16 protein-coding genes are annotated in these 24,266 nt (G+C 70.9%); 14 read left to right on the top strand and 2 right to left on the bottom strand.

Annotated elements, in window-relative coordinates; translation table 11 throughout:
• Positions 1–42: 42 nt before the first annotated feature.
• The 4 genes from E6R60_RS27230 (at position 43) to cimA (ending at position 4,971) form a co-directional block, all read left to right on the top strand.
• The gene (locus E6R60_RS27230) at positions 43–1,044 is read left to right on the top strand and encodes an agmatine deiminase family protein (RefSeq protein WP_206309530.1); all 1,002 of its coding nucleotides are present in this window, start codon (positions 43–45) and stop codon (positions 1,042–1,044) included.
• Positions 1,045–1,047: 3 nt separating this feature from the next.
• Entirely contained in the window at positions 1,048–1,656 is a 609-nt protein-coding gene (locus tag E6R60_RS27225; RefSeq protein WP_206309526.1) for a TetR/AcrR family transcriptional regulator, read from the top strand.
• 97 nt (positions 1,657–1,753) lie between these two features.
• Positions 1,754–3,085: an MFS transporter gene (locus E6R60_RS27220; RefSeq protein WP_136329325.1), complete on the top strand. Its 1,332-nt coding sequence runs from the start codon at positions 1,754–1,756 to the stop codon at positions 3,083–3,085.
• A gap of 278 nt (positions 3,086–3,363) precedes the next feature.
• A complete protein-coding gene (gene cimA / locus E6R60_RS27210) occupies positions 3,364–4,971 on the top strand; it encodes a citramalate synthase (protein WP_136329323.1) in 1,608 nt (535 codons plus the stop codon).
• Positions 4,972–5,029: 58 nt separating this feature from the next.
• Here the strand turns inward: cimA and E6R60_RS27205 are convergent, their stop codons facing one another.
• A complete protein-coding gene (locus tag E6R60_RS27205) occupies positions 5,030–6,898 on the bottom strand; it encodes a lectin (RefSeq protein WP_136329322.1) in 1,869 nt (622 codons plus the stop codon).
• A 291-nt stretch (positions 6,899–7,189) separates the two neighbouring features.
• Between E6R60_RS27205 and E6R60_RS27200 the strand changes: the two genes are divergently transcribed.
• From E6R60_RS27200 to E6R60_RS27155, 10 genes are all read left to right on the top strand, one after another.
• A complete protein-coding gene (locus E6R60_RS27200) occupies positions 7,190–8,164 on the top strand; it encodes a LacI family DNA-binding transcriptional regulator (RefSeq protein ID WP_136329321.1) in 975 nt (324 codons plus the stop codon).
• Between the two features lie 111 nt (positions 8,165–8,275).
• Positions 8,276–9,949 (top strand): ABC transporter substrate-binding protein, encoded by a 1,674-nt coding sequence (locus E6R60_RS27195; protein ID WP_136329320.1) that lies wholly within the window; start codon positions 8,276–8,278, stop codon positions 9,947–9,949.
• Positions 9,950–9,989: 40 nt separating this feature from the next.
• Positions 9,990–11,060: an ABC transporter ATP-binding protein gene (locus E6R60_RS27190; RefSeq protein WP_136329319.1), complete on the top strand. Its 1,071-nt coding sequence runs from the start codon at positions 9,990–9,992 to the stop codon at positions 11,058–11,060.
• Positions 11,057–12,037, top strand: coding sequence for an ABC transporter permease (locus E6R60_RS27185; RefSeq protein WP_136329318.1), 981 nt, complete (start codon positions 11,057–11,059; stop codon positions 12,035–12,037). Before E6R60_RS27190 ends, E6R60_RS27185 begins: the two co-directional genes overlap by 4 nt.
• Before the next feature lie 4 nt (positions 12,038–12,041).
• Positions 12,042–13,079: an ABC transporter permease gene (locus E6R60_RS27180; protein WP_136329317.1), complete on the top strand. Its 1,038-nt coding sequence runs from the start codon at positions 12,042–12,044 to the stop codon at positions 13,077–13,079.
• Entirely contained in the window at positions 13,076–14,086 is a 1,011-nt protein-coding gene (locus E6R60_RS27175) for an ABC transporter ATP-binding protein (protein WP_136329316.1), read from the top strand. The genes E6R60_RS27180 and E6R60_RS27175 overlap by 4 nt, the downstream gene beginning before the upstream one ends.
• Before the next feature lie 43 nt (positions 14,087–14,129).
• Entirely contained in the window at positions 14,130–15,548 is a 1,419-nt protein-coding gene (locus tag E6R60_RS27170) for a GH1 family beta-glucosidase (RefSeq protein ID WP_136329315.1), read from the top strand.
• Positions 15,549–15,597: 49 nt separating this feature from the next.
• Positions 15,598–17,469 carry a discoidin domain-containing protein gene (locus E6R60_RS27165; RefSeq protein ID WP_136329314.1) on the top strand — a complete coding sequence of 624 codons (1,872 nt, stop codon included), beginning with the start codon at positions 15,598–15,600 and terminating at the stop codon, positions 17,467–17,469.
• Positions 17,470–17,575: 106 nt separating this feature from the next.
• Positions 17,576–20,656: a glycoside hydrolase family 3 N-terminal domain-containing protein gene (locus tag E6R60_RS27160; protein WP_136329313.1), complete on the top strand. Its 3,081-nt coding sequence runs from the start codon at positions 17,576–17,578 to the stop codon at positions 20,654–20,656.
• A gap of 122 nt (positions 20,657–20,778) precedes the next feature.
• A complete protein-coding gene (locus E6R60_RS27155) occupies positions 20,779–22,188 on the top strand; it encodes a hypothetical protein (RefSeq protein WP_136329312.1) in 1,410 nt (469 codons plus the stop codon).
• A gap of 182 nt (positions 22,189–22,370) precedes the next feature.
• Here E6R60_RS27155 and E6R60_RS27150 read toward each other — a convergent pair whose 3' ends face one another.
• Entirely contained in the window at positions 22,371–23,987 is a 1,617-nt protein-coding gene (locus tag E6R60_RS27150) for an adenosine deaminase (RefSeq protein WP_136329311.1), read from the bottom strand.
• Positions 23,988–24,266: the final 279 nt, after the last annotated feature.

The following is a 24,266-nucleotide window of genomic DNA, read 5'->3' as shown; positions in this document are numbered from 1 at the left end:
GCCCCGCTCCTCTTCCTCCAAGGACCCGCCGTGACCTTCCGCATGCCGCCCGAATGGGCCCCGCACGAACGCACCTGGATGGCCTGGCCGGGCCCCAATCCCACCTTCGACACCCCGGCCGAACTCGACGAGGCCCGCCGCGCCTGGGCCGCCGTCGCCCACGCCGTCCGCCGCTTCGAACCCGTGACGGTCGTCGTCGGCCCCGGCCAGGAGGACAGCGCCCGCGCCCTGCTCGACCCGGACATCGAGCTGGCGGTGCGCCCGCTCGACGACGCCTGGATGCGGGACATCGGCCCCACCTTCGTCACCGACGGCAGCGAACTGGCCGCAGTCGACTGGACGTTCAACGGCTGGGGGGCCCAGGGCTGGGCCCGCTGGGAGCACGACCGGCACATCGCCCGCTCCGTCGCCGAACTCGCCGGCGTCCCCGTGCACAGCTCGCCCCTGGTCAACGAGGGCGGCGCCATCCACGTCGACGGCGAGGGCACCGTCCTGCTCACCGAGACCGTGCAGCTCGGCAGGGAACGCAACCCCGGCTGGAGCCGTGAGCAGGTCGAGGCCGAGGTCCACGCGCGCCTGGGGACCGAGAAGGCCATCTGGCTGCCCCGTGGCCTGTCCGGTGACTACGGGACGTACGGCACGCTCGGCCATGTCGACATCGTGGCCGCCTTCGCCCGCCCCGGCACCGTCGTCGCCCACGTCCAGCCGGACCCGGCCCACCCCGACCACGAGATCACCCGCGAGACCGTACGCATCCTGCGCGCCGCCACCGACGCGAAGGGGCGGCCGCTGGAGGTCGTGGAGGTCCTGGCCCCCACCGTGCTGCGGGCCGGAGGGGAGTGGGTCGACTACTCCTACATCAACCACTACCTGTGCAACGGGGGCGTCGTCCTGTGCGCCTTCGGCGACCCGCGGGACGAACTCGCCGCCGGGATCTTCCGCCGCCTCTTCCCCGGCCGTACGGTGACACTCGTCGACGCCCGTGCGATCTTCGCCGGGGGCGGCGGCATCCACTGCATCACCCAGCAGCAGCCGAAGGTCTGAACCGTGCCCCCCGCCCCGCGCACCCGCAACACCGCCCCGCCCCGCGAGGACGTGCTCGCCGCCGTCATGGCCACCGTCGCCGAGCGCGGCCTGGACGGCCTCACGATGGCGGGGCTCGGCCGCGAGGTGGGCATGAGCAGCGGCCACCTCCTCTACTACTTCCGCACCAAGGACGAACTGCTGCTCCAGACCCTGGAGTGGAGCGAGAACCGGCTCGGGGACCGGCGGCGCCTGCTGCTGTCCGGGCCGGGGACCGTCCGCGAGCGGCTCGACGCGTACATCGGCCTCTACCTGCCCGCCGGTCACCGCGATCCGCACTGGACGCTGTGGCTGGAGGTCTGGAACCGCTCGCGCGACGCCGGCGACGACGCGCGCGCCCGCCAGGCCGCGATCGAAGGCGCGTGGCACCGCGACCTGGTGGCGCTGCTCGCCGAGGGCGGTGCGCGCGGGGAGTTCCGCCGGGTCGACGCCGAGCACTTCGCCACCCGGCTGCGCGCCCTGCTCGACGGGTTCAGCGTCCATCTGGTGGTCGGTCTGCCCGGCACCGGCCGTGCCCAAGTCCTGGACAGAGTCGCCGAGTTCCTGGAGGAATCGCTGACCGCGGCAGGCTGACGTCACCCGGTCGTGAACGCAACGCACGTAAGTACGCGCGATCGTTGCGCCCTGCACTCTTGTCGGCCGTCCCGCGGTTCGGGCACGGTGTCCCACCATGGGACGAGAGCAGTGGAAGAAAATCTGGGTCGGCTCGGCCGGCAACATGGTCGAGTGGTTCGACTGGTTCGTGTACGCGACCTTCGCGGTGTACTTCGCGGACTCGTTCTTCCCCGAAGGCAACGAGACCGCCAACCTCATGAACACCATGGGCATCTTCGCCGTCGGATTCTTCATGCGCCCGGTCGGCGGCTGGCTGCTCGGCCGGATCGGGGACCGCAAGGGCCGCAAGGCCGCCCTCACGCTGACCGTCACCCTCATGTCGGCCTCCGCGGTCCTCATCGCGATCGCGCCCACCTACGACGTCGCCGGGTACGGAGGCGTCGCCGTGCTGATGCTGGCCCGGCTGCTCCAGGGGCTGTCCGTCGGCGGTGAGTACGCGGCCAGCGCCACGTACCTCACCGAGGCCTCGGCGCCCGAGACGCGCGGCTTCGCCTCCAGCTTCCAGTACGTGTCCATGACCGCGGGGCAGCTCGTCGGTCTCGGCCTCCAGATCGTCCTGCAGCGCAACATGTCCGAGGCGGCGCTGCACAGCTGGGGCTGGCGCATCCCGTTCGTCGTCGGCGCGCTCGGCGCGGGCATCGTCTTCTACCTGCGCCGCTCCATGCTGGAGACCGAGGTGTACGCCGAGTCCGGCGCCGCCGAGCAGCAGGACCGCGGCACGCTGAAGGTGCTGTGGCAGCACCGGCGCGAGGCGTTCCTCGTGATGGCGCTGACCATGGGCGGGACCGTCGCCTACTACACGTACACGACCTACCTGACGAAGTTCCTGTCCAAGAGCGCCGGCATGGAGAAGTCCACCGCCTCGCTCGTCAGCTTCTGCGCGCTGTTCGTCTTCATGTGCGTCCAGCCGCTGGCCGGGATGCTGTCCGACCGGATCGGCCGCCGCCCGCTGCTGATCACCTTCGCGGTCGGCTCGACCTTCCTGACCGTGCCGATCATGACGATGCTCAAGCACGCGGACACCTTCTGGCCCGCCCTCGGCCTCGCGCTCCTCGCGCTGCTCGTGATCACCGGCTACACCTCCATCAACGCCTGCGTGAAGGCCGAACTCTTCCCGACCGGCATCCGCGCCCTGGGCGTCGGACTCTCGTACGCCGTCGCCAACGCGCTGTTCGGCGGCACCGCCGAGTACGTGGCGCTCTGGTTCAAGAACGCCGGCGCCGAGTCCGGCTTCTACTGGTACGTGGCGGGCTGCGCCGCGGTCTCGCTCGTCGTCTACCTGACGATGCGCGAGACCCGCGACATCGATCTGAACCGGGTCGCCGCCGTGCGGGCCGGGGAGAAGGCGTCGCCGTCCGGAGCGACGAGCGTCACGCCCGCATCCTGAGACGGGGCGGGGCACGGAGGCGGTCCTGTGCCAGACTGCTTCCGTGTCCTCGTTCGTCATGATTATTGGCAACAGGCGCGCCGGTCCGCAGTGATCGTCCCGTACCACCATGTACGGCACGGCCACCGTGCCCCAGACCCGCGCGCAGACCTCTCGCACCCGCGAGGGGTTTTTTGTTTTCCGGCCCTCACCACGGGCCGGGACGAGGCGCGCGGGATGATGGGGGCAAGTGGAGCCAGATCGTCCGGATCCACTCATCCGACAGGAGTCAGACCAGCATGACCACCAAGGCCAAGCCCACCGACGACAGTTTCCATGTCTTCGACACCACGCTGCGCGACGGTGCCCAGCGTGAAGGCATCAACCTGACGGTCGCGGACAAGCTGACCATCGCCCGGCACCTGGACGATTTCGGCGTCGGTTTCATCGAGGGCGGCTGGCCGGGCGCCAACCCCCGCGACACCGAGTTCTTCGCCCGCGCCCGCCAGGAGATCGAGTTCCGCAACGCCGAGCTGGTCGCCTTCGGCGCGACCCGCCGGGCCGGCGGCAAGGCGGCGGAGGACCCGCAGGTCAAGGCGCTGCTGGAGTCGGGCGCCCCGGTGATCACCCTGGTCGCCAAGTCGCACGACCGCCATGTGGAGCTCGCCCTGCGCACCACGCTGGACGAGAACCTGGAGATGGTGCGCGACACCGTCTCCTACCTGGTCGCCCAGGGGCGCAGGGTCTTCGTCGACTGCGAGCACTTCTTCGACGGGTACCGCGCCAACGCCGCGTACGCCAAGGCCGTCGTGCGGGCCGCCTCCGAGGCGGGCGCCGATGTCGTCATCCTCTGCGACACCAACGGCGGGATGCTCCCGGCCCAGGTCCAGGCCGTCGTCGCCACCGTGCTCGCCGACACCGGCGCGCGCCTGGGCATCCACGCCCAGGACGACACCGGCTGCGCCGTCGCGAACACCCTGGCCGCCGTCGACGCGGGCGCCACGCACGTCCAGTGCACCGCCAACGGCTACGGCGAGCGGGTCGGCAACGCCAACCTCTTCCCCGTCGTCGCCGCGCTGGAGCTCAAGTACGGCAAGACGGTCCTGCCCGAGGGCGCCCTCGCCGAGATGACCCGCATCTCGCACGCCATCGCCGAGGTCGTCAACCTCACGCCCTCCACCCACCAGCCGTACGTCGGCGTCTCGGCCTTCGCCCACAAGGCCGGGCTGCACGCCTCCGCGATCAAGGTCGATCCGGACCTGTACCAGCACATCGACCCCGCGCTGGTCGGCAACAGCATGCGGATGCTCGTCTCCGACATGGCGGGCCGCGCCTCCATCGAGCTCAAGAGCCAGGAGCTCGGTGTCGACCTCGGCGGCGACCGCGAGCTCATCGGCCGCGTCGTCGAGCGGGTCAAGGCGCGGGAACTCCAGGGCTACACCTACGAGGCGGCCGACGCCTCCTTCGAGCTCCTGATGCGCGCCGAGATCGAGGGCCGTCCCCGCCGCTACTTCCGCGTGGAGTCCTGGCGCGCCATCGTCGAGGACCGCCCCGACGGGACCCACGCCAACGAGGCGACCGTGAAGCTCTGGGCCAAGGGCGAGCGCCTCGTCGCCACCGCCGAGGGCAACGGCCCGGTCAACGCGCTCGACCGGGCGCTCCGGGTCGCCCTGGAGCGGATCTACCCCCAGCTCGCCAAGCTGGAGCTGGTGGACTACAAGGTCCGCATCCTGGAGGGGCGCACCGGCACCGACTCCACCACCCGCGTCCTGATCACCACGGGCGACGGCAAGGGCGACTGGGCGACCGTGGGGGTCGCCGAGAACGTCATCGCGGCGTCCTGGCAGGCCCTGGAGGACGCGTACACCTTCGGGCTGCTGCGCGCGGGAGTCGAGCCGACGGAGTAGGGCGGGCGTACGGCGGCCGCGGACCGGGCCCGGTCCGCGGCCGCCGTACACGCGTCCGCTACCCGAGGCGCCACTTCTGGTTGGCGGCACCCGTGCACGTCCAGATCTGGATGCGGGCCCCGTTGGCCGTCGACTGGTCGGTCACGTCCAGACACTTTCCGGCGGCCGTGTTGACGATGTCGCCGGTCGCGGCGTTGTACGTCCAGCGCTGCGCCCCCGTGCCGTTGCAGGTGTACAGCTGGACCTTCGCTCCGTTCGCCGTGGAGCCCGAGGACACGTCCAGGCAGGCGCCGAGCGTACGGATCGAGCCGTCGCCCTGCACCGTCCAGCGCTGGTTCGCGCCGCCCGTGCAGTCCCAGAGCTGGACGGGGGTGCCGTCGGCGCCGGTGTTGCCCGTGGCGTCGAGGCACTTGCCGCCGGGACCGGACAGGGTGCCCGACGAGGTGTCCGCCCCGGACTGCGTCCCCGACCAGGTGAAGGTCGCGGAGGTGCGGGCGGGCAGCGAGTAAGTGAACTTGCTGCCGCCCCAGTTGACGGTCAGCTGCTGGGCCGAGCCGCCGCCGTTGTACGCGATCAACGCCTTCGAACCGTCCGGGTTGCGCCACGCGACGTTGGGCACCGCCGAACTGGCCGTGGAGGAGATCCGGGAGGCGCCCGGACGGACGAACTTGGTCAGATGTCCCATCGTGTAGAACTCGATGGTGTAGTCGACCTGTCCGCTCCGGCTGTCGCCGTTGTGGACGGTGATCAGCCCGTCGCAGGTACCGCAGCCGCCGTTGTGCGGACCCCGGTTCTGGTCCACCGCCAGGGACCACTTGGTCACCGACTTCGCCCAGTTGCGGGTGTAATCGATGATGTTCATCATGTCTTCGCGCTGCTGGTCGGCGATCCAGGTGCCGCCCGAGTGCTCCGTCTGGAACGCGTCCATCGACGGGTACTGGTTGTGCACCGCCGTCTGCTTCGCGATGTCACCGCCGTAACCGTGCCAGGCAACCCCGCCGAAGTTCGGGTGGTTGCGCACCGCCGCGTCGTCCACGGTGGCCGCCGCGTAGGCGTCGTAGGTGTCCCAGTTCCAGTCGTGCGCGAGCACCTTGGTGGCCAGGCCGGCCGACGCCAGTTTCGGCAGCAGCTCGTTCTTGGTGAAGTAGGCCAGACCGGAGCCGTTCCAGCTCATCGACGGGTAACCCGAACAGCACGTCGGCTCGTTCTGCGCGGTGACGTAGTCGACCGGGACGCCCTGGTCCCGGTAGGCCTGGAGGTACTTCACGAAGTAGCCCGCGTAGGCGCCGTAGTTCTCCGCCTTCAGCCAGCCTCCGTTGAGCTGCCCGTTGTCCTTCATCCAGGCGGGCGCCGTCCATGGTGAAGCCACCGTCGTCAGCGCCGGGTTGAGCTGCTTGGCCTGTTTGGTCAGCGGCAGCACGTCCTCCAGGTCGTGTGCGATCGAGAAGTGCGACAGGGACGGGTCGCTCTGCCCGGCGGGCATGTCGTCGTACGTGTAGCCGTACCGCGCCAGGTCCGAACCGCCCATCGGATTGCGTACGAACGACAGCCCGATGCCCTCGGTGGGGGAGAAGAGCTTCTTCATCGTGGCGTCCCGGGTCGCCTGGCTCAGCGCCCCGCTGCTCTTCATCAGATACGCGGCGGTGTCGGTGAACGAGGCGCCGCCGCCGGTGAAGGTCTGGTACCGGGTGTTCTCGTCGACCGTGATGTTCGTGCCGCCGCCCCCGTTCCCGGCGCCGAACGTGACCGGGGTCTGGGCCTCCAGGCCGCGGGTGACATGACGGCCGCCGGAGTCGTCGGTGGTGGTCAGAGCGATGTTCACCGTCTCGCCGGCGGCCTGCGCCGTGCCGGACGAGAGCCCGGTGAGGCCGGCGGTCGCGAGCACTGCGGCGAGCAGCGCCCTGGCCGCCCTTCCTGAACGGATCATGGCTGGTGCCTTCCTCGGCGGGAGCGTGGGGGACGTGCCGTGGGACGAGACGGGAGTGAACTGCTCTTACGTGCCCACGTCAAGACCCCCTGTGTTCACGACTTGAACGCAATCGCTGATTCCGGCGGGTCGACGCAGGGGTACGGACCAATCTCGACGTGAAGTATTGACGGTCCTGTTCCAGGGGGGTTAACTCACGCCACCACCGCCGGTACCGGTTCCGGAACCGGTTGCGGTACCGGTTCCACGGCTGTTCGTTCGCTCTGTCCCGTTGTGTCCTGGAGGCCCCCGATGCGTGTCACCATGGCTGATGTCGCCCGCGAGGCCGGCGTCAGCAAGACGACCGTCTCCCGGGTCATCAACACCAAGGGCGAAGTGGACGCGGAGACGGCCGCCCGTGTTCGTGAAGTGATCTCACAGCTCGGTTACGTCCCCAGTTCGGGCGCCGTCGGTCTGGCCCGCGGCAGCAGCCGTACGGTCGGCATGCTGGTGCCGTCGCTGACGTGGCCGTGGATGGGCGAGCTGCTTCAGGGCGTCGTCGACACCGTCGAGGCCGCCGACTACGGGCTGCTGCTCTTCACCTGCAACCGCGGGGCCGAGTCCGTGGAGCGCTTCACCACCCAGGTGTCGGCGCGGGCCTTCGACGGGCTGGTCGTGGTCGAACCCGAGAACACCCTCGACCACCTCACCGCACTGCACCGCGGTGGACTGCCGATCGTGCTGATCGACGATCGCGGCCACCACCCCGAGTTCCCCTCCGTCGTGACCACCAACCACGAAGGAGGCGCGTCGGCCGCCCGTCATCTGCGGGACGCCGGCCGCACCAGGCCCCTGGTCATCACGGGCCCCCAGCACTTCGGCTGCGTACGCGACCGGCTGGCGGGATTCCTCTCCGTCCTGCCCACCGACCTCGTCGTCCGCGGCGATTTCACCGAGCCCTGCGGCCGGCTGGCCGTGGAGCAACTCCTCGCTTCAGGAGTCGAGTTCGACTCCGTGTTCGCGCACAACGACATCTCCGCGGCCGGAGTGCTGCGGGCGCTGCGCGCCGCGGGGCGGACCGTGCCCGGCGATATCGCGGTGGTCGGGTTCGACGACATCCCGATGGCCGAGCACACCGAACCACCTCTGACCACCGTGCGCCAGCCCACCCGCCAGATGGGTGAGGCGGCCGCACGGATGCTGCTCTCCCACCTCGGCGGCACTCCCGTGCCCGACGCACCCCTCGTGCTGCCCACCGAACTGGTCGTGCGCCACTCGGCGCCCTAGCACCGCCCGTACCCCGCACCGCCCCGTACGCACCCGCACCGCCCGTACCCGGCGCGCCGAGCGCTGCCCGTTTCCGGATCGTCCAGACCCGCCAGTCCTCCTGGAGTCGCCATGTCCGCACGCCGTCACCACACGCTCAGAGCGGTCGCGCTCGCCACCGCGGTGGTCGCGCTCGCCGCCGGATGCTCGTCCGCCAACTCGAACCACAACAAGGGCGGCAGCGCCTCGGGCGTCCTGACCCTCGGCAAGCCGGACGGGCCGCAGACGAACAACAGCAACCCGTTCCTGGCCACGTCGGCGGGCGCCACCCTCGGCTACCGCTACATGATCTACGAGCCCCTGGCGATGACCCGCCAGATCCGGCCCGCCGAGAAGGCCGACCCGTGGCTGGCCACGAACTGGGCCTGGGACCTCAACTTCACCAAGGTCACCTTCACCCTGAACGACAAGGCGAAGTGGGCCGACGGCAAGCCGCTGACCGCCGAGGACGTCGCGTTCACCTTCAACCTCCTGAAGAAGCACCCGGCGCTCAACGGCAACGGCATCGCCTTCGGCGGCGTGGAGGTCCAGGGAAAGAAGGTCGTCCTGACCTTCGAGGACTCCCAGTACGTCAACCAGAACAAGATCATCAACCAGTTCATCGTGCCCAAGCACATCTGGGAAGGCGTCAAGGACCCGGAGACCTGGCCCAACCGGACGCCCGTCGGCTCCGGCCCGTACAAGCTCAAGACGTTCACCCCGCAGACGACGACCCTGACCGCCACGCCCACGTACTGGAAGGGCGAGACGAAGGTCAAGGAGCTGCGCTACAGCACTTACAACGACAACAGCGCGGCGACCACCGCCCTGGCGAGCGGCAAGCTGGAGTGGTCGTTCGTCTTCATGCCGAACTACAAGCAGCTGTACGTCGCCAAGGACCCCAAGAACCACAAGCTCTGGTTCCCCTCCGGGCTCGGCATCCACGGACTGTGGTTCAACACCGCCCGCAAGCCGTTCGACAACCCGGCGCTGCGCAAGGCCATGGCGATGGTCGTCGACCGCAACGCGATCTACGTCCAGGCCGAGGCGACCCTCTACCCGGAGATCACCAACCCGACCGGCATCCCGCTGCCCGCCGGTGAGTCGTTCCTCGCGCCCGAGTACAAGAGCGCGACCACCAAGCCGGACGTCGAGGGCGCCAAGAAGATCCTGGAGAAGGCCGGCTTCACGCTCAGCGGCGGTGTGCTCAAGGACCCGGGCGGCAAGCCCGTGAAGCTCACCTTCACCGACCCGGCCGGCTGGAACGACTACATCACCGGTCTCGCGATCATCAAGGACAACATCAAGCAGCTCGGCATCGAGGCCAAGGTCAAGACGCAGACCGCCGAGGCGTGGGGCGCGGACGTCGCCAACGGCAACTTCGACGCCACCCTGCACTGGACCAACAGCGGCGCCACCCCGTACGACATGTACCAGAACATCATGGACGGAGCCCTGCTCCAGCCCATCGGCAAGGCCTCCCAGCTCGGCAACTTCGGCCGCTTCAAGAACACCGAGGCCACCGAGGCGCTGAAGGACTTCGCCGGCGCCACCACCGACGAGGCCCGGGCCACCGCCATGAACACCCTGCAGAAGATCATGGTCGAGCAGGCACCGGTCATCCCGACCGCGGCCGCCCCCATCGGGGCCGAGTACTCCACCAAGAACTGGGTGGGCTGGCCCACCGAGGCCAACCCGTACGCCGACCCGCAGCACACCCAGCCCTCCTCGCTGGAAGTCGTGCTGAATCTCAAGCCGTCGAAGTAGGGCCGTCGGCCTCTCACCCCCAGGGACCCAGGAACCGGCCATGTCTGAACAGTCCGAGAAGAACCACGTCGTGCTCGAAGCACGCGGAGTCACCAAACACTTCGCCGTACGGCGCACCGGCCGCGATCTCGTCGCGGGCAGGCGCCGTACCGTCCACGCCGTCGACGACGTCTCGCTGCAACTGCGGCGCGGCACCGTCACGGCACTGGTGGGGGAGTCGGGCTCCGGGAAGTCGACCGTCGCCAGGCTGCTCGCCCAGCTGTATCCGCTCACCGAGGGCGAGATCCACCTGGGCGGTCAGGCGGTGAAGGCCGGACGTGGCCGGTCCTTCCGCAGGTACGTACGCCGGGTCCAGCTCATCTTCCAGGACCCGTTCGCCTCGCTGAACCCCGTGCACACCGTGCGCTACCACCTCACCCGCGCCCTGAAGATCCACGACAGGGCGGGCAGCGGCGAGGAGGAACTGGAACAGAACCTGACCGCTCTGCTGAACCGCGTCCAGCTGACTCCTCCTCATCAGTATCTGGACAAGTTCCCGCACGAGCTGTCGGGAGGTCAGCGCCAGCGCGTGGCCATCGCCCGCGCGCTCGGCGCCGACCCCCAGGTCCTCCTCGCCGACGAGCCCGTCTCGATGCTGGACGTCTCGATCCGGCTCGGAGTGCTCAACCTGCTGGGGGACCTCAAGGAGCGCATGCACCTCGCGATCCTCTACATCACCCACGACATCGCGTCCGCCCGCTACTTCGCGGACTCCACGCTCGTGATGTACGCGGGCCGGATCGTCGAGGGCGGTGACAGCGAGACCGTCACCCAGCGCCCCGCCCACCCCTACACCCAGCTCCTGATCGCCTCGGCGCCCGACCCGGACCGGGTCGTCGACGAGGAGGAGCAGGAGGAGACCGGCAGCGGCGAGCCCCCCTCGCTCATCGACCCGCCGGCCGGCTGCCGCTTCCACCCCCGCTGCCCGAAGGCCATGGAGCGCTGCCGCACCGAACTGCCGCCGCGCTTCGACCTGGCCGACGGCCAGTGGGCCGCCTGCTGGCTGTACGACGGCACCGCCGGTGGCGCGGCCACCACCACCGACGACCACGAGAAGGAGGCTGCGAAGTGAAGTACCTGCTCCAACGGCTCGCCTTCTACCTGGTCACCGCGTGGGCCGCGATCACCATCAACTTCCTCATCCCGCGGCTGATGCCCGGCGACCCGGTGCAGTCCCTCATCGCCCGCTTCCAGGGGCAGCTGGACACCAGCGCCATCGCCTCGCTCAAGGCACTGTTCGGCCTGGACAAGCACCAGTCCCTCTGGGACCAGTACACCGACTACTGGGTGCACCTGTTCCACGGCGACCTCGGGCTGTCGTTCACCTTCTTCCCGACCCCGGTCAGCGAGGTCATCGGCGACGCGCTGCCGTGGACGCTCGCGCTCGTCGGCATCACCACGCTGATCAGCTTCGTGCTCGGCACCGGCCTCGGGGTCTTCACCGGCTGGCGGCGCGGCTCGTGGATGGACAGCCTGCTGCCCGTCACCACGTTCATCTCGGCCATCCCGTACTTCTGGCTCGGCCTCGTCGCCATCTGGCTGTTCGCCATGAAGTGGCCGCTCTTCCCGGCCGGCGGCGGATACGACGACGGGCTGGTGCCCGCCTTCGACTGGCCCTTCATCTCCAGCGCGCTCTACCACGGGGCGCTGCCCGGCCTCACGATCGTGCTCAGCGCCGTGGCCGGCTGGGTCCTCGGCATGCGCAACATGATGGTGACGGTGTCGAGCGAGGACTACGTCATGGTCGCCCAGGCCAAGGGCCTGTCCGAGCGCCGGGTGATGTTCGGATACGCCGCCCGCAACGCGATCCTCCCCAACATCTCCGGCTTCGCCCTCTCACTCGGCTTCATCGTCGGCGGCACGCTCCTGGTCGAGATGGTCTTCAACTACCCGGGCATCGGCTTCCAGCTCCTCCAGGGCGTGGGAGCCAAGGACTACCCCCTCATGCAGGGCGTCTTCCTCATCATCACGCTCTCGGTCCTCGCGGCGAACCTCCTCGCCGACGTCCTCTACATGGTCCTCGACCCCCGTACCCGAAGGGAGGCGTAGGTTCATGGCCGTCACCGCCACCGAGGTCGCCGTACTCGACGCCGTCGAGACACCGCCCGCCGGCAAGCGCAGGTTCCGCTTCCTGCGCGGACGCAAGACCGTCGTCGGACTCGCCATCCTGCTGTTCTTCGTGCTGATCGCCGTCATCGGCCCGTGGATCGCCCCGTACGACCCCGACGCGATGAGCGACGAACTGCTTCAGCCGCCGTCCGGGGCCCACTGGCTGGGCACCACGCACATCGGTCAGGACGTGCTCTCGCAGATCCTCGTGGGCGCCCGGGGCGTCCTGATCGTCGGATTCGTCGCGGGCGTCCTCGCCACGCTGCTCTCCGTGCTCGTCGGGGTCAGCGCCGGCTTCCTCGGCGGCGCCGCCGACGAGGTGCTCTCGCTGCTCTCCAACGTCTTCCTGGTCATCCCCGGACTGCCGCTGATCATCATCATCGCGAGCTTCGTCTCCGACGCGGGCGACCTGCTGATCGCGGCCGTCATCGCCCTGACCTCCTGGGCCTGGGGCGCCCGGGTGCTGCGCGCCCAGACGCTCTCCCTGCGGCGCCGGGACTACGTCGAGGCGGCCCGCGCCACCGGGGAGTCCACCTGGCGGATCATCCTCTTCGAGGTGCTCCCCAACCTGACCGCCGTCATCGCCTCCGGCTTCGTCGGCACCGTCATCTTCGCGATCCTCTCCGAGATCACGCTCGCCTTCATCGGCGTGGCCGACATCTCCAACTGGAACTGGGGGACCGTCCTGTTCTGGGCGCAGTCCAACCAGGCCCTCGCCCAGGGCGCGTGGTGGTGGTTCGTCCCCGTCGGGCTCTGCATCGCGCTGCTCGGCATGTCGCTCGCCCTCATCAACTTCGGCATCGACGAGTTCGTCAACCCGCGCCTGCGCACCGAGACCGGAGCCTCCCGGAAGGTCCGCATGCGCGTCGGCTTCACCCCCGTGGCCCGCACGGCGACGTCCGCGGACCGTACGGGAGCGTCCGAGGCCGGCTTCACCCCCGTGGTCCGTACCGGCACCCCCGAGAAGGAAACCCGTTCATGAGCGAGCCCGTCCTCACCATCAGCGGTCTCCACGTGGACTACGGGACCGGCGCGGACGCCGTACACGCGCTGCGCGACATCGACCTCACCCTGCACCGCGGGGAAGTCCTCGGCCTCGCCGGCGAGTCGGGCTCCGGCAAGTCCACCCTGGCCTACGCCGTCACCCGGCTCCTCTCCCCGCCCGGCGTGATCACCGGCGGCGAGGTCCACTACCACCGGCCGGGCGGCGAGGCGCTCGACCTGCTCACCCTGTCGGCGCCGGAACTGCGCGCCTTCCGCTGGCAGGAGCTGTCGATCGTCTTCCAGGGCGCGATGAACTCCCTCAACCCGGTGCACACGGTCCACAGCCAGCTCACCGACGTACTCCAGGCGCACCGCCCGGAGATGAGGAAGAGCGAACGGACCGCGCGGGCCAGGGAACTGCTGAACCTGGTCGGCATCGCCGCCGACCGGCTCGGCGCCTACCCGCACCAGCTCTCCGGCGGCATGCGCCAGCGCGTGATGATCGCGATGGCCCTCGCCCTGGAGCCCGAGATCGTGATCATGGACGAGCCCACCACGGCGCTCGACGTCGTCATGCAGCGCCAAATCCTGCGCCAACTGGTCAGACTCCGCGAGGAACTCGGCTTCTCGGTCGTCTTCATCACGCACGACATCTCCCTCCTCATCGAGTTCTCCGACCGGATCGCGATCATGTACGGCGGCCGGATCGTCGAGGAGGCCGGCGCGTCCGACCTCTACCGCGACCCCCGCCACCCGTACAGCGACGGGCTTCTGCACTCCTTCCCCGCCCTGCACGGCCCCCGCCGCGAACTCAGCGGCATCCCGGGATCACCCCCGCACCTGTCCGCGATGCCGGCCGGCTGCGCCTTCCACCCCCGTTGCGCCAAGAAGGTCGAGGGCTGCGACAGCCACGTCCCGGTGCTCGCCGCCCCGGACGGGGACGGCTCCCGCTCGGTGGCCTGCTGGCTCCACAGGGAAGCCCCGGCCCCCGCCGCCCGCCCGTAGGCCCGGCCCCAGCGCCGTACGCCACGCACACCCCAGGAGAGCCATGAACCTCAGCACCCCCCAGGCCTACGCCCGCGAAGTGACGGCCCAGGCCGTCCCCGGTCTGCCCGCCGACTTCCGCTGGGGCGTCGCCACCGCCGCGTACCAGATCGAGGGAGCGGCGGCGGAGGACGGCAGGACCCCGTCCATCTGGGACACGTACTGCAGGGTGCCGGGCATGGTCGTCCGCGGCGAGAACGGCGACGTGGCCTGCGACCACTACCACCGGATGCCCGAGGACGTCTCGCTGATCTCCGGTCTGGGCGTCGACACGTACCGCTTCTCGCTGGCCTGGCCGCGCATCCAGCCCGGCGGCCGCGGTCCCGCCAACGCCAGGGGCCTGGACTTCTACAAGCGGCTGCTGGACGAGCTGGACGCCAAGGGCGTCACCCCGTGGATCACGCTCTACCACTGGGACCTCCCGCAGGAGCTGGAGGACGCCGGCGGCTGGCCGGCCCGCGACACGGCCTACCGCTTCGCCGAGTACGCCGCTCTCGCCTACGACGCCCTGGGCGACCGGGTGAAGCACTGGACCACGCTGAACGAGCCGTGGTGTTCGGCGATGCTCGGTTACGCGTACGGCAACCAGGCTCCCGGCCGGAAGAACTTCGGCGAGGCGATCCACGCCGTCCACCACCTGCTCCTGGGCCACGGCCTCGCCTCGCGGTACCTGCGCGAGCAGTCCGCCGCGCGCGGCCACGCGCTCGAACTCGGCCTCACCCTCAACCTGGGCACCGCCACCCCCGAGACGGACAGCCACGAGGACGCCGAGGCGTGCCGCCGCGCCGACGGGCTCGGCGCCCGCCTCTACCTGGACCCCGTCGTCAAGGGCGCCTACCCCGAGGACATCGTCGCCGACCTCGCCGCCCAGGGGATCGAACTCCCCGTCCAAGAGGGTGATCTGGCGGCCATCGCCACCCCGCTGGACGTCCTCGGCGTCAACTTCTACCGCGGCTCGCTCTTCTCCGGCGTCACCGAGGAAGGCGCGCCGACGGACGCCGACGGGCTGCCCGTCACCCGCGTCGTCGAGCGCGACCTGCCGCGCACCGCGATGGACTGGGAGATCACGCCCACGGCCCTCACCGACCTGCTCGTCCGGCTGGAGAAGGACTACGGCCTGCCGACGGTGATCACCGAGAACGGTGCCGCCTTCGACGACACCGTCTCCGCGGACGGGGAGATCCACGACGCCGACCGCACCACCTATCTCGCCGACCACATCGCCGCCGTCGCCGCGGCCCGCGCCCAGGGGGCCGACGTCCGGGGGTACTTCGCCTGGTCGCTGATGGACAACTTCGAGTGGTCCTACGGCTACGACAAGCGGTTCGGCATCGTCCGCGTCGACTACGACACGCAGGTGCGGACGCTCAAGGACAGCGCCAAGTGGTACCGCGACACCATCCACCTCACCCGCAACGCGTAGCCGCGCCGCGCATCCGCGCAGCCACTTCGACACGAACGGGAGCCCCACCATGCCCTCTCGTACGACTCTGGCAGCCACCACCGCCGCTCTGATCGCCCTCGCCGCCCCCATGGCGTTCGCCGCCCCCGCCCCCCGGCAGGCGGCGCAGGCCGCGGCCTGGGACACCGACCGGGCGGCCGCCGCCCACGCCGCCGATCCCGCCTCCGTCACCGCGTCCGGCTCCGAGAACGGTGCCACCGGGCCCGGAGCCGCCGTCGACGGCGACGGCGGCACCCGCTGGTCCAGCGACTTCGCCGACAACGCCTGGATCCGTGTCGACCTCGGCTCCGTGATCCGGATCAGCCGGGTCACCCTGGACTGGGAGGCCGCCTACGGCAAGAAGTACGTGCTGGAGGCGTCCGCGAACGGCACCGACTGGACCACCTTCTACACCGAGGACGACGGCACCGGCGGCAGTGTCACGGCGCACACCTACCCCCAGGAGGTCACCGGCCGCTACGTCCGGATGCGCGGCATCCAGCGCGCCACCCCCTGGGGCTACTCCCTCTACTCCTTCAAGGTGTACGGAGGGGAGCGGGCCGCCGCCTCCACGACCCGCGCCAACCTCGCCCTGAACCATCCCGCGTACGGCAACCTGTACCAGCACGCGGGCAATTCGCCGGCCTTCGTCACCGACGGCGGCTGGCCGGCCGACCTGAAGGCGGACCAGTCGCGCTGGTCGAGCGACTGGAACGCGGACCGCTGGGTCGGCGTCGACCTCGGGGCCACCTCCAGGATCGACACGGTCGACCTGTACTGGGAGGCGGCGTACGCCGTCGACTACCGGATCCAGGTCTCCGACGACAACCGCACCTGGCGCACCGTGTACCAGCCCTCCGCCGCCGAGGTCGCCGCCCGCCGCGCCGACGTGAAGGCTCCGGGCGAGGCCGCCGGACGCCACGACACCGTCACCCTGCCCACCCCGGCGACCGGCCGCTACGTCCGGATGCTCGGCACCGAACGCCGCTCCTTCTACAACCCCGCGCCCGCCACCGCCCAGTTCGGCTACTCCCTCTACGAGTTCCAGGTCTGGGGCACCGGAGGCAGCGCGAACGCCGCCTACCCCGCCCTGCCCAAGGACCCCGGTGGCACCTACAGCACCACGTTCTTCGACGACTTCACCGGCTCGGGCCTGGACCGTTCCAAGTGGCGGGTGGTGCGCACGGGGACGGAGATGGGCCCCGTCAACGGCGAATCGCAGGCCTACGTCGACTCGGCGGACAACATCCGCACCGAGAACGGCGCCCTGGTCCTGCAGCCGAAGTACTGCAAGGGCTGCACCCCCACGCCCAACGGCACCTTCGACTTCACCTCCGGCCGGGTCGACACCCACACCAAGTTCGACTTCACCTACGGCAAGGTCAGCGCCCGCATGAAGCTGCCGGTCGGCGACGGCTTCTGGCCCGCGTTCTGGATGCTCGGCAGCAACGTCGACGACCCGTCCGTCTCCTGGCCCGGCTCGGGCGAGACGGACATCATGGAGAACATCGGCTACGGCGACTGGACCAGCTCCGCCCTCCACGGCCCCGGCTACTCCGCCGACGGCAACATCGGAAAGCAGCAGACGTACCCGGGCGGCGGCCGCGCCGACGCCTGGCACACCTACGGCGTCGAGTGGACGCCCGAAGGCATGACGTTCACCGTCGACGACCGGGTCGTCCAGACGACCTCGCGCCAGAAGCTGGAATCCACCCGCGGCCAGTGGGTCTACGACCACAACCAGTACGTGATCCTCAACCTGGCCCTCGGCGGCGCGTACCCGGCCGGCTGGAACAAGGTCACCACGCCCTACTGGGGTCTTCCGCAGTCCAGCGTCGACCGCGTCGCGCAGGGCGGAGTCAGGGCGGAGATCGACTGGGTGCGCGTCGAGCAGAAGAAATAACCGGACCACCACCCCTCGCACCTCAAGGTCACACCCGCACCCCGCGCGCGGAACGGCATCCGCACACCGCCGTGCCGCGCGCGCCCACCGCACCGAGGAGCCGCACATGCCACCCCGCACCCGTCACCGGGCCAGACCCGCGACAGCCGCACTGGCCGCCGCCACCGTCCTCGCCGGCCTGCTCGCCGGGGCCGTCCCCAGCGCGGCGGCGCCCGTCGCGGCCGACGAACCGGCGCCCGTCGCCGTCGACCGGTTCGAGGGAGAGGTCCCCTTCGCCAACCAGCCCGCCGAGGGCATCTTCACCTGGGGCGGCGACGCCGACGACCCGCCGACGCTCTCCCTCAAGGATCGGGCGGACGCCCCCGAGGGCGCGAAGGTCCTCGAAGGCACCTACGACATCAGCGGGTACGGCGGACTCAGCCACGACTACGCCGCCGGCCGGCCCGCCCACGACTGGTCCGCCCACAAGGGCATCCGGTTCTGGTGGTACGGACAGAACACCGCGCCGCTGCCGCCCGGTTCGGGCAAGAAGATCAGCTTCGAGATCAAGGACGGCGGCGCCCACGGCGAGGCATCCGAGCTCTGGACGACCTCGTTCACCGACGACTGGGAGGGCTGGCACCAGGTCGAGATCCCGTTCGCCGACTTCGCCTACCGCGGCGACTACCAGCCCGTCGGCGGCATCGACCAGGTGCTCGGCCTGACCGAGATGTGGGGCTACGCCCTCACCCTGCCGCCCGGGGCACCCGGCAAGTTCGCCATCGACGGCGTGGAGCTGTACGGGAAGGCCGACGCCGCCCTGAAGGCCAGCGTCGTCACTGACGCGGCCGTGCACCCCGTCGAGCAGGGGGAGACCGCCGCCCTCGACCTCTCCGTCGCCACCACGGGCTCGCTCCCGCTGGACGAGCCCGTCACCGTCGCGTACGAGACGCAGGGCGGCAGCGCAGCCCCCGGCACCGACTACACCCCGGTCAGCGGCACGTACACCTTCCCCGCGGGCACCGCGTCCGGCACCACGCACCGCGTCTCGGTCACCACGAAGAAGGTCACCGGAGCCGCCTCCGCCAAGACCGTCCCCCTCGCGCTCACCGTCACCGGCGCCCGGCCGCCGAAGGAGAACCCGCAGGTCGTCATCGACGCCCACGGGCTGCCCTACCAGAACCCGAAGCTGCCGGTGAAGAAGCGGGTCACCGACCTGCTCGCCCGGATGTCGCCCGCCGAGAAGGCCGGCCAGATGACGCAGGCCGAGCGCAACGCGCTCTCCTCGCAGGGCGACATCGCGACGTACGACCTCGGCTCGCTGCTCTCCGGCGGCGGCTCCGTCCCGACCCCCAACACCGCCGCGGCCTGGGCGAAGATGGTCGACGCCTACCAGCTCCGCGCCCAGGCGACCCGCTTCCAGATCCCGCTCATCTACGGCGTGGACGCGGTGCACGGCCACAACAACGTGATCGGCTCGACGATCATGCCGCACAACGTCGGCCTCGGCGCGACCCGCGACCCGAAGACCGTCGAGAAGACCGGCGCCGTCACCGCCAACGAGGTGCGCGCCACCGGCATCCCCTGGGACTTCGCCCCCTGCCTCTGCGTCTCGCGCGACGACCGCTGGGGCCGCGCCTACGAGGCGTACGGGGAGGACCCGGCGCTCGTGGAGTCCCTGGAGACGGTGATCCAGGGCATGCAGGGCGCCGCGTCCGGCAAGGACCTCGACCGCAACGACAAGGTGCTGGCCACCGCCAAGCACTACGTCGGCGACGGCGGTACGGAGTACGGCTCCTCGACCACCGGCTCGTACCCCATCGACCAGGGCGTCACCAAGGTCACCCGCCAGGAGCTCGAAGCCGTCCACCTCGCCCCGTTCGCGGACGCCGTCAAGCGGGGCGTCGGCACGGTCATGCCGTCGTACTCCTCGCTCGACATCCTCGGCGACGACGAGGGCCCGGTGAAGATGCACGCCAACGCCGAGATGATCAACGGGGTGCTCAAGGACCGGATGGGCTTCGAGGGCTTCGTCATCAGCGACTGGCAGGCCATCGACCAGATCCCCGGCGACTACGCGAGCGACGTCCGCACCTCGATCAATGCCGGACTCGACATGATCATGGTGCCGACGGCGTACAAGGACTTCACCAGGACGCTTCAGGCAGAGGTCACCGCGGGCCGCATCAGCCAGGCCCGGATCGATGACGCGGTGTCCCGCATCCTGACGCAGAAGTTCAGGCTGGGCCTCTTCGAGAAGCCGTACGCCGACACCTCCCACCTGGACGAGGTCGGCTCGGCCGAGCACCGCGCCGTGGCCCGCGAGGCCGCCGCCAAGTCCCAGGTGCTGCTGAAGAACGACGGCGGCGTGCTGCCGCTGAAGTCCACGCAGAAGGTGTACGTCGCCGGCTCCAACGCCGACGACATCGGCAACCAGGCGGGCGGCTGGACCGTCAGCTGGCAGGGCTCGTCCGGCAACATCACCCCGGGCACCACGATCCTGTCCGCCATGAAGAAGGACGCCGCCTCGGTCACCTACTCCAAGGACGCCTCGGCCGCCACGGACGGTTACGACGTCGGTGTCGTGGTCGTCGGCGAGACCCCGTACGCGGAGGGCATCGGCGACGTCGGCAACGGCCACGACCTGGAGCTGTCCGCCGCCGACAAGGCCGCGGTCGACAAGGTCTGCGCCGCGATGAAGTGCGCCGTCCTGATCGTCTCGGGCCGCCCGCAGCTCATTGGCGACCGGCTCGACGGCATCGACGCGCTGGTGGCCTCCTGGCTGCCGGGCACCGAGGGCGACGGCGTGGCCGACGTGCTCTTCGGCAAGCGGGCCTTCACCGGGCAGCTTCCGGTGACGTGGCCGAAGTCCGAGGCCCAGCTGCCGATCAACGTGGGCGACGCGGCGTACGACCCGCAGTTCCCGTACGGCTGGGGACTCACCACGCTGAAGAAGCCCCCGGCCGGCGGCGAGCTCACGCTCGGCGCCCTCGCGCTGGCCGCCCAGGTCGCGGAGAGGTCCGGCCTCGGCCGGACCGACGTGGGGCGGACCATCGTCGGGCAGGCCCGGCTGCTGGTTCAGCAGAAGACCGGCGGGAAGCTGACGGAAGCGGTGTCCAAGCCGTTCGCCGACGCGGACCACCTGCTGCTCACCGGTGATCTGACCGGTGCGGTGGCGAAGCTGCGGGCGGCCTACCGGGCCGCCTGATCAGCGGGTGGGCGGGGCGGCGGCGGCCGCCCCGCCCACTCCGCGCTCCCGACCTGTCCGGGCCGGTCCCGCCCGGCCGTACCCACCACGCGGTTCTCACCCGTCTGGGTTAGCGTCGAACTATGCGGAACAGAGCGTTGCCCGCCTCCCTCGTCCCGGCCCTCCTCGCGGGACTTCTCCTTCTGCTGTCTGCCGCCGCCCTGCTCCTGGCCCCCGCCGCACCGGCCGCGACCAGCGCATCCACCGTCGACGAGGTGGCCAGGGCCCTGCGCAAGAGCCCGGTGTACGTCGATCCTGCGGCGGCCGGCCAGCTCTCCCGGAGCCAGGCCGACGCCCTCACGAAGAAGATCAAGGACGCGGACAAGCCGGTCTTCGTGGCCGTCCTCCCGCAGAGCCCCGCCTTCCCCGAGGACAGCGTGCTGCGCACCCTGCGCACCGACACCGGGATCACCGGCGTCTACGCGATCCGTCTGGGCGACGGCTTCAACGCGGGCGCCGACCCGCGGGTCATGTCCCGCCAGTCCGTCCAGAACCTCGTGGCGGCCGTGAAGTCCCCCGGCGCGGACACGTCGGCCGCGACCCAGCTGAACGCCTTCGTCGACCGGGCCGTCGAACAGGCCCGCGGCCATGCCCCGGGCTCCTGGGGCGGCGGCACCTCCTCCGGCCCCGGCTCGGCCGCCGCCGGCCTGATCGTCATCGGCGGCGTCGTGGTCCTCGGCGGCGCGGCGGCGTACACGGTCGTGCGCCGCAACCGGAAGCGCAAGGAGGCCGAGGAGCAGGCCGCCCTGGACCGGCTCCGGGTCGTCGTGGACGAGGACATCACGGCCTACGGGGAGACCCTGGACCGGCTCGACTTCCACCCCGGGGAACCCGGCGCCGACGACGCGATGCGCGCCGACTACGCACGCGCCCTCGATTCCTACGAGAGCGCGAAGTCCCGCATGGAGCACGCCCGGCACCCTTCCGACGTGCGCGGCGTGACCCAGGCCCTGGAGGACGGGCGCTACTCCCTCGCCGTCCTCGAAGCCCGCCGCACCGGGGGCGAACTCCCGGTCCGCCGCCCGCCCTGCTTCTTCGACCCGCGCCACGGCCCGTCGGTCGCCGACGTCCGCTGGTCGCCTTCGGGCGGCACGGCCCGCGAGGTCCCCGTCTGCGGCGCCGACGAGGCGCGGCTGCGCAGCGGCGAGGACCCGATGAGCCGCACCGTCGACGTGGGCGACGGCACCCGGCGCCCCTACTGGGAGGCCGGCCCGGCCTACGGCCCCTGGGCGGGCGGCTACTTCGGGGGCGGCCTGCTCCCCGGCCTGCTGGTCGGCACCATGCTCGGCTCCATGCTCGCCACTCCGGCCTACGCGGGGGAGTACGGCGGCGGGGACTTCGGCGGCGGGGACTTCTCCGGCGGCGACTTCTCAGGGTCCGACTTCGACTCGTCGGACTTCGGCGGGGGCGGGTTCGGCGACGGGGGAGGCGGCGGATTCGGTGACGGCGGAGGGTTCGGCGGCGGGGGCGACTTCGGAGGCGGCGGCTTCTGAGGCGCGGAGCCCCTTGCCGCAGGGGGTGCGGGACCGCTGCCCCGCACCGCCCCGTGCGCCGAGGCGTGTCGGCTGCCGTCCGAGCCCCTTGCCGCAGGGGGTGCGGGGCCCACGGCCCCGCACCCCGACGCCCGCGCGGAGGCGGCTCGGCCGCCTCCGCCTCGGCGCGGGCCCGCCGCGTCTCAGCGACGGCCCGCGTGGTCGCGCTCGAAGGAGGCGAAGGCCGCCTCCTGACGCCACTGGGTCGCGGCCTTCGGATTGCCGGCGAGGTAGCGCCCACAGCGCGGGCCGGGCCGGTCTTCACCGGGCCGGCTGCCGGCGCAGGCCGGGACCGGGCGGTAGCCGGAGGGCGCGGAACCCGCGGCCCACAGGCTGTGCCCGTCGCGGAACGCGTACTCCAGCGAGGCGCGGGCCAGGTCCTTCAACGCCGTGTAGCCCAGGTCGTACGTCCGGGCGGCGTACTGGTACTCGTGGCTGATGTCGATCCGTGAGACGCCCGGGTCGTCCGTGGACAGCACCACGGGGACGCCGTAGCGGCGGTAGGCCTCGAACGGGTGGTCGGCGCCCGCGATGCCGAGGATCTGCTTGTTGCTGGAGAACGGAACCTCGACCGCGACCTGGCGCCGCGCCATCGTCCGGGCGAGCTGCCGCCAGTCGTCCTCGTGGACCAGGTCGACGCCGTGTCCGATGCGTTCGGCTCCGGCGACGAGCACGGCCTCGCGGATGTGGAACGTCAGGTCCTCGGGCTTGACCAGACCGGGAGCCAGCTCACCGGCGTGCAGGGTGAGATGGGCGCCCGGGTACTGGCCGCGCAGGTACTTCAGCATCCGCATCTGGAGGCGGTAGTTGCTCAGTGAGCTGTCCCAGTCCTCGGGCTGGACCAGGTTGACCGCGACGAACCTCGGATCGCGCTCCGCCAGCCGCATGCCGACCGCCATCTGCGTGAACACCCGCGCCGGGGAGCTGCCCCGGGACACCTGGGAGATCCAGCGGACGGGCAGCCGGCACGCCGGATCGGGGTGCGCGGTGTCGCAGTGCGCGGTCGCCCGGAACTGCGTGTCGGCGTCGTCGGCTTCCTCGACCGCCTCGTTCACGACCCGGTCGAGCTGCCCGCCGGCCAGGAGCTTGCGGTGGAAGGCCGCCGGATCGGCGTCGTAACCGACCGCCTCCGCCAGTTTCTTGGCGCTGTCCCCCGCAGGGGTGACCATGGTCTCCAGATAGAACTGGTTCTGTTCCACCGCGGTGTTGGCCACATTGGCCAGCAGCTTGCCCCGGTCCCACGTCGTCAGGCCGAACTTGCCGAAGGTGTCGAAGAAGTGGTCGTGCCCGGACTCGTCGGCGGGGAAGTCCTGCATGGACCACGCCCGGATGATCTGCTGCCGGAACGCGGCGTCGGTCCGCGCGTCGGCGGCGGGCCGCTTTCCCGGACCGCAGGGCGGCGCGACGGCCGTCATCGTGGCGTCGATGCACAGGCCCTTCTCGCCCGCGAGCTTGATCAGGTACTCCGTGGTGGCCGCTCCGGAGAGGTGGTTGTGCAGGTCACCGCCCTTGGGCAGGGCCTTGAAGAACGCCTTCAGCCGCTCGGGCCTGCCCCGCAGGGAGTCGAGATAGGCGGCGGTCCTGCGTTCCGCCGGGGTCACCACACGGGGCGAGTCGAAGCCGGAAGCCCGGGGCGGCACGTCGGCCGACGGCGCGGCGGCGGCCGGGATCGCGGGGAGCAGGGTCAGCACGGCGAGTGCGCCGAGCCCGGCGGCGAGGGGGTATTGGGGACGGCGTGCCGTCCGAGAGGTTGAGATCACGGCCGAATGATCGCTGGCGGGAGGGCATTTCCCCCTCGAACCACGTCTATGGGAGGAAACGTCCACTCGATCGAGTGCGGAACGGATCGCGCGGGCGGCTTCAGCAGCCGGGGCCCGCACGCGGAACGGCCGGACCGCCGAGGGGGCCGGCGGGACGTCGGGGTGCGGCAGGCTGACGACCACGCCGGACGAGCCGCCGCCCCTGGCCGGAGCCCCGGCAGCGCCGTCGGCGTCGTCCGTCCGGGTGCGTGCGCGCCGACCACTGTCTGCGGCTCTCCC

The sequence above is a fragment of the Streptomyces sp. A0642 genome (assembly GCF_004795105.1).
Lineage (GTDB): Bacteria > Actinomycetota > Actinomycetes > Streptomycetales > Streptomycetaceae > Streptomyces.
Note: the sequence above shows the minus strand (reverse complement) of the source record. Positions and strands in the feature narration are given on the sequence as shown.

Bases quoted from the DNA above. Each gene is read 5' to 3' on its own strand.
- E6R60_RS27230 (WP_206309530.1), top strand. From the start codon at position 43: ATGCCGCCCGAATGGGCCCCGCACGAACGCACCTGGATGGCCTGGCCG.
- E6R60_RS27220 (WP_136329325.1), top strand. From the start codon at position 1,754: ATGGGACGAGAGCAGTGGAAGAAAATCTGGGTCGGCTCGGCCGGCAAC.
- cimA (WP_136329323.1), top strand. From the start codon at position 3,364: ATGACCACCAAGGCCAAGCCCACCGACGACAGTTTCCATGTCTTCGAC.
- E6R60_RS27205 (WP_136329322.1), bottom strand. From the start codon at position 6,898: ATGATCCGTTCAGGAAGGGCGGCCAGGGCGCTGCTCGCCGCAGTGCTC.
- E6R60_RS27200 (WP_136329321.1), top strand. From the start codon at position 7,190: ATGCGTGTCACCATGGCTGATGTCGCCCGCGAGGCCGGCGTCAGCAAG.
- E6R60_RS27195 (WP_136329320.1), top strand. From the start codon at position 8,276: ATGTCCGCACGCCGTCACCACACGCTCAGAGCGGTCGCGCTCGCCACC.
- E6R60_RS27190 (WP_136329319.1), top strand. From the start codon at position 9,990: ATGTCTGAACAGTCCGAGAAGAACCACGTCGTGCTCGAAGCACGCGGA.
- E6R60_RS27180 (WP_136329317.1), top strand. From the start codon at position 12,042: ATGGCCGTCACCGCCACCGAGGTCGCCGTACTCGACGCCGTCGAGACA.
- E6R60_RS27175 (WP_136329316.1), top strand. From the start codon at position 13,076: ATGAGCGAGCCCGTCCTCACCATCAGCGGTCTCCACGTGGACTACGGG.
- E6R60_RS27170 (WP_136329315.1), top strand. From the start codon at position 14,130: ATGAACCTCAGCACCCCCCAGGCCTACGCCCGCGAAGTGACGGCCCAG.
- E6R60_RS27165 (WP_136329314.1), top strand. From the start codon at position 15,598: ATGCCCTCTCGTACGACTCTGGCAGCCACCACCGCCGCTCTGATCGCC.
- E6R60_RS27160 (WP_136329313.1), top strand. From the start codon at position 17,576: ATGCCACCCCGCACCCGTCACCGGGCCAGACCCGCGACAGCCGCACTG.
- E6R60_RS27155 (WP_136329312.1), top strand. From the start codon at position 20,779: ATGCGGAACAGAGCGTTGCCCGCCTCCCTCGTCCCGGCCCTCCTCGCG.